Here is a 5777-nt window from a genome sequence, read left to right as displayed (position 1 = left end):
TGGTAAGGGGGGGAGTTGCAGAAGGATCGTCGGTTTTGGCTAGTGGGAGTCGGGACGGTACGGCGAAGCTGTGGCGGATAGATGCGGATGGGCGAGGTACGCTGCTGCGGAGTATGAGGGATAATTCTGGGGATGTTTTGTGTGTGGCGTTTAGCCCGGATGGTGGGGTTTTGGCGACGGGGAGTCGGGATGGTTCGATTTATTTGTGGGATGCGGGTACGGGGGGTTTGCTGGAAATTCTGAGGGGGCACGCGGGGGAGGTTTTGGCGGTGGCGTTTAGTGCTGATGGGGGGAGTTTGGCTAGCGGTGGGGGCGATCGAACTGTGAAGATTTGGCGGGGGATTGGGTTGTAGGGGCGATCGAACGGGATGCAGAAACTGGGTTTTTTGCGGAAAATATTTGCTTGTAGCCCTCGCTCTTGGTGAAAAACCCGGTTTCTTGGGTGGGAGCCGATAAATTTTTGAATATTTATGCTTGACAGGCGATCGAATGTTGTGCTATATTAGTAATTCGTGAGGACGCATAGCTCAGTTGGTTAGAGCACTACGTTGACATCGTAGGGGTCACTGGTTCGAGTCCAGTTGTGTCCATTAAAAAGAACTAGATTTTATGAATCCGGTTTCGCTGGGGTGGCTTTTGCTGTGGTGGAATTGAAAAGGGCGTTCAATCGATCTGGTATAGTTTGATAGGTCGAGGGATCGCATCCTTAATGTATGGCGAGCCTGTGATTCCGGTTTTGTGCGATCGGATTTGCAGCCGACTTTTTTGTAGATGAGTAATGTAGTAGATAACTAATATCACCCATTAAAAATTAAATATCACTTTGTGATTATAACAAGTCCAATAAGGAGGGGTGTCCTACGCTCCATTTAGATATTTTACGCTTATTACTAACATCACAATCTTCAGGTTTCCCCTTTTGTTTTCCCTGCTTTGGATGAGTTGGTCTGACTACTAGCCAATCTTCTTTTCTTTCAAGCAAACCAGCAAAATAAAACCAGGACAACATTTTGCTGGCGTAATCGCTTAAAGTTTTTTGGTTCATTTCTTTTCCCTCAAACCATATTTCTCCGAGCAATTTATGAAATTCATCTTGCCACATCGATTCACCTGGATTCAGTTTTTCGTATATTTTTTTGATAACTACATGAGCCTCAATTTTTTCCGCTAATTCTTCAGCTATTTCCTCATTTTTTAAATTTAAAAATATCTCTGATGCTATTATTTTATCGTTTTCCTTATTTCTTGTTACTTGAAAAAAGTTTTGCAAATCCAGAACAGCATTTGTAACTATGCCATTCCCATATCCCGATCCACTTGCTAAGTCAGATATTGTTTCACAACTCTTAAGTAATCTAAAGATTTTTAAAAGAGTTGAAATCTTAGTTCGGGGTCTATAGCTTATTATCATTTCAGGTAGCTTACCATCCAACAAATATTCACGAAACATATCCCAGTATATTTTATAATTTTGCCCAGTTTCAATAACTAGCTTGCTTTTTAAGAGGCTATTAATTACATTGACATCAAACTTGGTACATACATCCATTATAGGCACTGGAGAGCATTTAGCTATATACCTTAAACAAATATTACACTCGGGGGTGACAGTAGCTCTTTGGATATCTTCTTCAAAAATTGTCTTAATATCAAACTTGGTTATTACTTTTTTCTGTTCCGAATAAAGCTCTGAATGTTGATTGTAAATGTCACCGCAAATTTTTTTTAATAACCAAGGTTGATTTTGACAATTATTCAAAAGCCACTTTTTTATATTTGTTTGTAATGGACGACCTTGTTGCTTTAAATATTTTTCAAATCCATCTAATAAACTTGATGAATCTTGCTGAGAAAATTCACTGAAATAAATATCTTTTCTTACCTTTGCTAGATTATGCCATGTAAAATAGGCTGGATTTGTTGTAGGCAAATTAACATCTGTTCTCCAGCAAAAACCTAAGACTATGTTTTCTTTTAAAGAATCAACTTCATAAGCTGCTTGCTTAAACAAATCGTAAAGATATGAAAGGGAATCTCTAGTCAATATTTCTTCAAATTGGTCGAAAAAGATCACAATGACTTTACGACTGTTTTTAAGAGTTTTTATTAATAATTGAATTGATTCACTAGAAAAATAAGGTGGTTCAGCACTTTCAATAAATACTTGATGATTGGGAAGATCAACAAATCTATTATCAATAGCCTCTTGTAATGCTTGTCTAATAACGGCGATAACAAATAGAGTTGCTTTTTCCTGGTTGACGCTCGTCACATCTACATGGTGTATATAAAAATTATCTTTATATTCAGGTTTTTGCTGACAGTCTGAAGCTAACTTAAGAACTAAAGATGATTTACCTAACCCTGTACTTCCAGAGAAAGAAATAACTCTTAAGTCTGTTTCCTCATCTCTTACCTTATTAACAAAATTCCAAAATTCACGTTGAGGTTCCAAACGTCCAAAAAAATCTTCTGGGCGGGATGGACGATGGTAGTCATCAAAACTATCAGCCTGATTAATTTTCGATACTGTTACTTTTTTAACTTCTGAAATCGACTGGTTACTTAATTTATCTTTACGCTCAATTACTGTTGGATTGACAACAGTAATTTCAAGATTTTCCCAGATTTTATGACGGGAAAAATATTTTTTCCAGCCTTCTGGACTCAAATTATTTTTGGTATTGGTAATGGGAAAAATAATAGCATGACATGGAATATTACTTTTTCCCATCTTTTCCGCAACCCAAAAGAATTCTTTTTTATCCGTTACTAATAATGTAATGGTTTTAACACCACTTATTTGATCGATTTCAGGGATTTTAATACAATGTACATCCATAAATACTTTAGCAAGTTCATTACCACTCCAAATCACTAAATTATATGGTTTGTATGATTTATTTTGTTCCTCTTGATATTCAAGAACAACCCCTTTTGCCTTTGCATTAAGATCGGAAGTTGAGAGTAAGTAGGCAAAGTCAACCTTTTTGAAAAGAGCTTGACCCATTAACTTATATATAGTAGGAGCTTCTATAAACCTTTTCTGAAATTTACATTCAATTAATCCTTTTTCAATTAATCCTTTTTCATTAGTAGCTAATTTTTGGACGTAGATATCAATTTGCATTCCGGCAAATTCTATATTTTGAATCACTTTCCATCGATGTTTACGGAATAAATCTGCTGACACATTTTCCCAAAAATCACCTTTTTTCTTATGACTCCATTCATGTGGTATGACTACTTTAAATCTTATTTTAGGCTCATTTACAGTCATTTTTTTAGTGCTTCCGTATAAATTAGTTATTACTAGATTTTGTTGAACAAGCCCATAGTAATGAGGATTTTATCAACCTTATAATTAACGAATGAGCTACTTTCTTCCACTGACTGTTAATAATCTCGCTTGCACAGATTCTAAAATTGAATCTCGAATAAAAGCACTAGCATTAATAATCTCTATCCCAATTAATTCCCCGGCTTCATTTAGTTCTACCGTAATATTAGGGCTAATTTCCACACTTCCGACTTCCCGTTCATTAGAAAGGGTTAAATGAAGAATATCCTCTTTTTCAAAGTACGCCATTTTTGGATTATTCATAAATTACTAATCTCCCACTTGTTAAACGAAACTTTATTTGTTGACGAGTAGTTGTATGCACAGTGATCGGAGTAATAGAATCTTCGTTTGTTTCATAAGGTATCATAACCAATTCCTGATTGTGTTTGCCCACAACAATTTGAGTTCCCGTTACTGTGTCATCATACCTTTCTCCCGAAAATCTAATAATATTTTCCAAGATACTTAAGTCAAACCCTCTTAACTCGGCTCTATATTGCATATAGTCAGTCCAGATAATTTTAACCATATGTCTAAATATAATCACATAACCGCGTTCTTTTCCCCATTGTATCCACGCTTGAGCCATTTGCTTCATTCGATCGCGCTTTTCAGGTTTTACCACCGGATTATCACCAGTAATTGCCCTCAACGCCCAAAACCAACGATCGGGTTTTTGTTCGAGATCGCACAAAATCAGCGGCACAACAGCCGGGCCCATACCAATAATTCTCTGATAAGCTGCGTGGATTGACTTTTGTGTAACCAATGACAGCATCCTCGTTTCTGCACGCCATTCTTCGGCGAGGCTATTAAATAAACTCCGCTTCGAGTTCGAGCTTACTTTTTATGGGGTATTTATAAGCAGTAATAACGAATTATCTCTCTAAAACGCCGGAACCTTAAACTTTGCCCCACAGTTGGGACATTCCGATCGCACTTGTAACCAATCCCGAGACTAATGCCGTAAGCGAAGCAGACCGCAGGTATCGCCCCAACATCCGCAAATCACACGAAATCCCACCAGCCCCTTCTGGCGACACGGCACCGCGCCGTGCCGTGCCGTGCCGTAACTTACTTGCGACAACCTTCGGCGATCGCCCTTAACACCGCAAGCCGCACTTCAGGATGAAATTTCTCCAGCCCGTTTGCCCGAAAAATCCAGTGTCCGCTACCCGCGTGTTCGATCGAAATCTTCTGCCCGTCCGGCAAAATAATTTGCCACCAATTCAACACAGTGCCTTTAATCAGTTGACACTGAATGTCGCTCAACTGAGCCTCCATCAGTTTGAGTTGACGCATGATTGGGTTTTGGGCTGATGACTTCATGGTTTTTCTCCTTAAATAAATTGGACAGTTTCTCTGCTTGGATTTCAGTTTGCTTATTTTTCAACTTAATTGCCCCTTCCGGGCTTTTAGCCTTAACTGACCCTTCCGAACTTTTAGCCTTCACTTCTTCCCTTGTACCACCTTTAGGCTCAATTTTTCCTGTAAAACCTTTAGATTTAATTTTACCTTTAGCTGCAGTTGAACTCTGTTGGGCTGGCGGCTTCTTAAACTCCGCGTCCAATTGGTCTAAAATCTCCTCTTGTTCGGGAGTGTGTTCCGCTGATTCCTCTAAATTTCTGGGATTGTATTCGTCAACCAACCTCGCCAAAAATTCCGAAACTGACATTCCCGCGGCGGCAGCCTTTTTGGTTAAAAGCTCGTAGGTATCGGTTTTGATCCGAATTTGCTTGAGCCGGAGGTTGGGATTGTTGTCAACTGTTTCGGCAATAGTTACTGCGGTAATCCTTTCTTTGGGGATGACATCCACCACTTCTTGCCACTTTTCCTCTAAAGCACAGTCACCGTACTGGTCTGTAACTGCGTGTTTGAACAAAGGGACAACTTGAGCGACACAGCTTGGCAAAATCTCAAATCCGGCTTTGATTAAGCGCAGGCAAATGCCAGCAGATTTGATGATTTGCGTGCAGTAAAAATACTGTCTGCCTAATGCTTGTTCGCAGTAACTTTTAAAAGTTTTGAATTTGTGTTTGTACAATCGCAGTTTTCTGATCGAGTCCAGCATGATTCCTTGCCGCACGTAGTCTAGAAATCCCCTTTTAATTTCCCCTGTCAGGTAGTCTAAATCGTGAAAGGGAGATTGATTCTGGATTTCTTCTTCAAAGTCTAGCAGCGGGCCTGCAAAGTGAAAGTTGGAGGCGATATCGCCTAGGTAGAAGTTTTCGGTAGATGTGGTCATGATCCGCAATGGTTCGAGAAAGGGAACGATAACACGGAAGTTGGGCGATCGCAAAGTGGAATTTTTGGTCGGGTTCTTTGATACAATTTTGAGTTGGGTTGTGCTGTAGGTCGATCGACCTTTTGCATTGCACCAGCTCCGGGCGCGTTGAGGAAAAGAGGCTTGAGGTATGCGCCCAAGCCCCCAAAA

Annotated in this window: 7 protein-coding genes and 1 tRNA gene; 3 read left to right on the top strand and 5 right to left on the bottom strand. The window is 39.6% G+C overall.

What is annotated here, in order from left to right:
- Together WBA89_RS10115 and WBA89_RS10110 are read left to right on the top strand one after the other, a co-directional pair.
- On the top strand, positions 1-353 hold a 353-nt coding region (locus WBA89_RS10115), incomplete at its 5' end, for a WD40 repeat domain-containing protein (RefSeq protein ID WP_424406153.1).
- Positions 354-516: 163 nt separating this feature from the next.
- Positions 517-590: transfer RNA gene (locus tag WBA89_RS10110), tRNA-Val, on the top strand.
- A gap of 239 nt (positions 591-829) precedes the next feature.
- Here the strand turns inward: WBA89_RS10110 and WBA89_RS10105 are convergent.
- The 3 genes from WBA89_RS10105 to WBA89_RS10095 all read right to left on the bottom strand — a co-directional run bounded on the left by WBA89_RS10105 (position 830) and on the right by WBA89_RS10095 (position 4121).
- Positions 830-3280, bottom strand: coding sequence for a restriction endonuclease (locus WBA89_RS10105; protein ID WP_424406151.1), 2451 nt, complete (start codon positions 3278-3280; stop codon positions 830-832).
- 96 nt (positions 3281-3376) lie between these two features.
- A complete protein-coding gene (locus tag WBA89_RS10100; RefSeq protein ID WP_424406149.1) occupies positions 3377-3604 on the bottom strand; it encodes a DUF2283 domain-containing protein in 228 nt (75 codons plus the stop codon).
- Positions 3597-4121 carry a hypothetical protein gene (locus WBA89_RS10095; protein WP_424406147.1) on the bottom strand — a complete coding sequence of 175 codons (525 nt, stop codon included), beginning with the start codon at positions 4119-4121 and terminating at the stop codon, positions 3597-3599. The genes WBA89_RS10100 and WBA89_RS10095 overlap by 8 nt, the downstream gene beginning before the upstream one ends.
- 131 nt (positions 4122-4252) lie before the next feature.
- On the opposite strand from WBA89_RS10095, the gene WBA89_RS10090 reads away from it, so the two are divergent.
- Positions 4253-4450 carry a hypothetical protein gene (locus WBA89_RS10090; protein WP_424406145.1) on the top strand — a complete coding sequence of 66 codons (198 nt, stop codon included), beginning with the start codon at positions 4253-4255 and terminating at the stop codon, positions 4448-4450.
- On the opposite strand, the gene WBA89_RS10085 is transcribed toward WBA89_RS10090, so the two are convergent.
- Positions 4418-4645 (bottom strand): hypothetical protein, encoded by a 228-nt coding sequence (locus tag WBA89_RS10085; protein WP_424406143.1) that lies wholly within the window; start codon positions 4643-4645, stop codon positions 4418-4420. The genes WBA89_RS10090 and WBA89_RS10085 overlap by 33 nt on opposite strands.
- Positions 4587-5777, bottom strand: a 1191-nt coding sequence (locus WBA89_RS10080; RefSeq protein ID WP_424406141.1) for a hypothetical protein, incomplete at its 5' end; no start/stop codon positions are given. The genes WBA89_RS10080 and WBA89_RS10085, both read right to left, overlap by 59 nt.

This window comes from Microcoleus sp. (assembly GCF_049646505.1).
Classification (GTDB): domain Bacteria; phylum Cyanobacteriota; class Cyanobacteriia; order Cyanobacteriales; family Microcoleaceae; genus Microcoleus.
This window is presented reverse-complemented; position numbering and strand designations above follow the sequence as displayed.

Bases quoted from the DNA above. Each gene is read 5' to 3' on its own strand.
- WBA89_RS10105 (WP_424406151.1), bottom strand. From the start codon at position 3,280: ATGACTGTAAATGAGCCTAAAATAAGATTTAAAGTAGTCATACCACAT.
- WBA89_RS10100 (WP_424406149.1), bottom strand. From the start codon at position 3,604: ATGAATAATCCAAAAATGGCGTACTTTGAAAAAGAGGATATTCTTCAT.
- WBA89_RS10095 (WP_424406147.1), bottom strand. From the start codon at position 4,121: ATGCTGTCATTGGTTACACAAAAGTCAATCCACGCAGCTTATCAGAGA.
- WBA89_RS10085 (WP_424406143.1), bottom strand. From the start codon at position 4,645: ATGCGTCAACTCAAACTGATGGAGGCTCAGTTGAGCGACATTCAGTGT.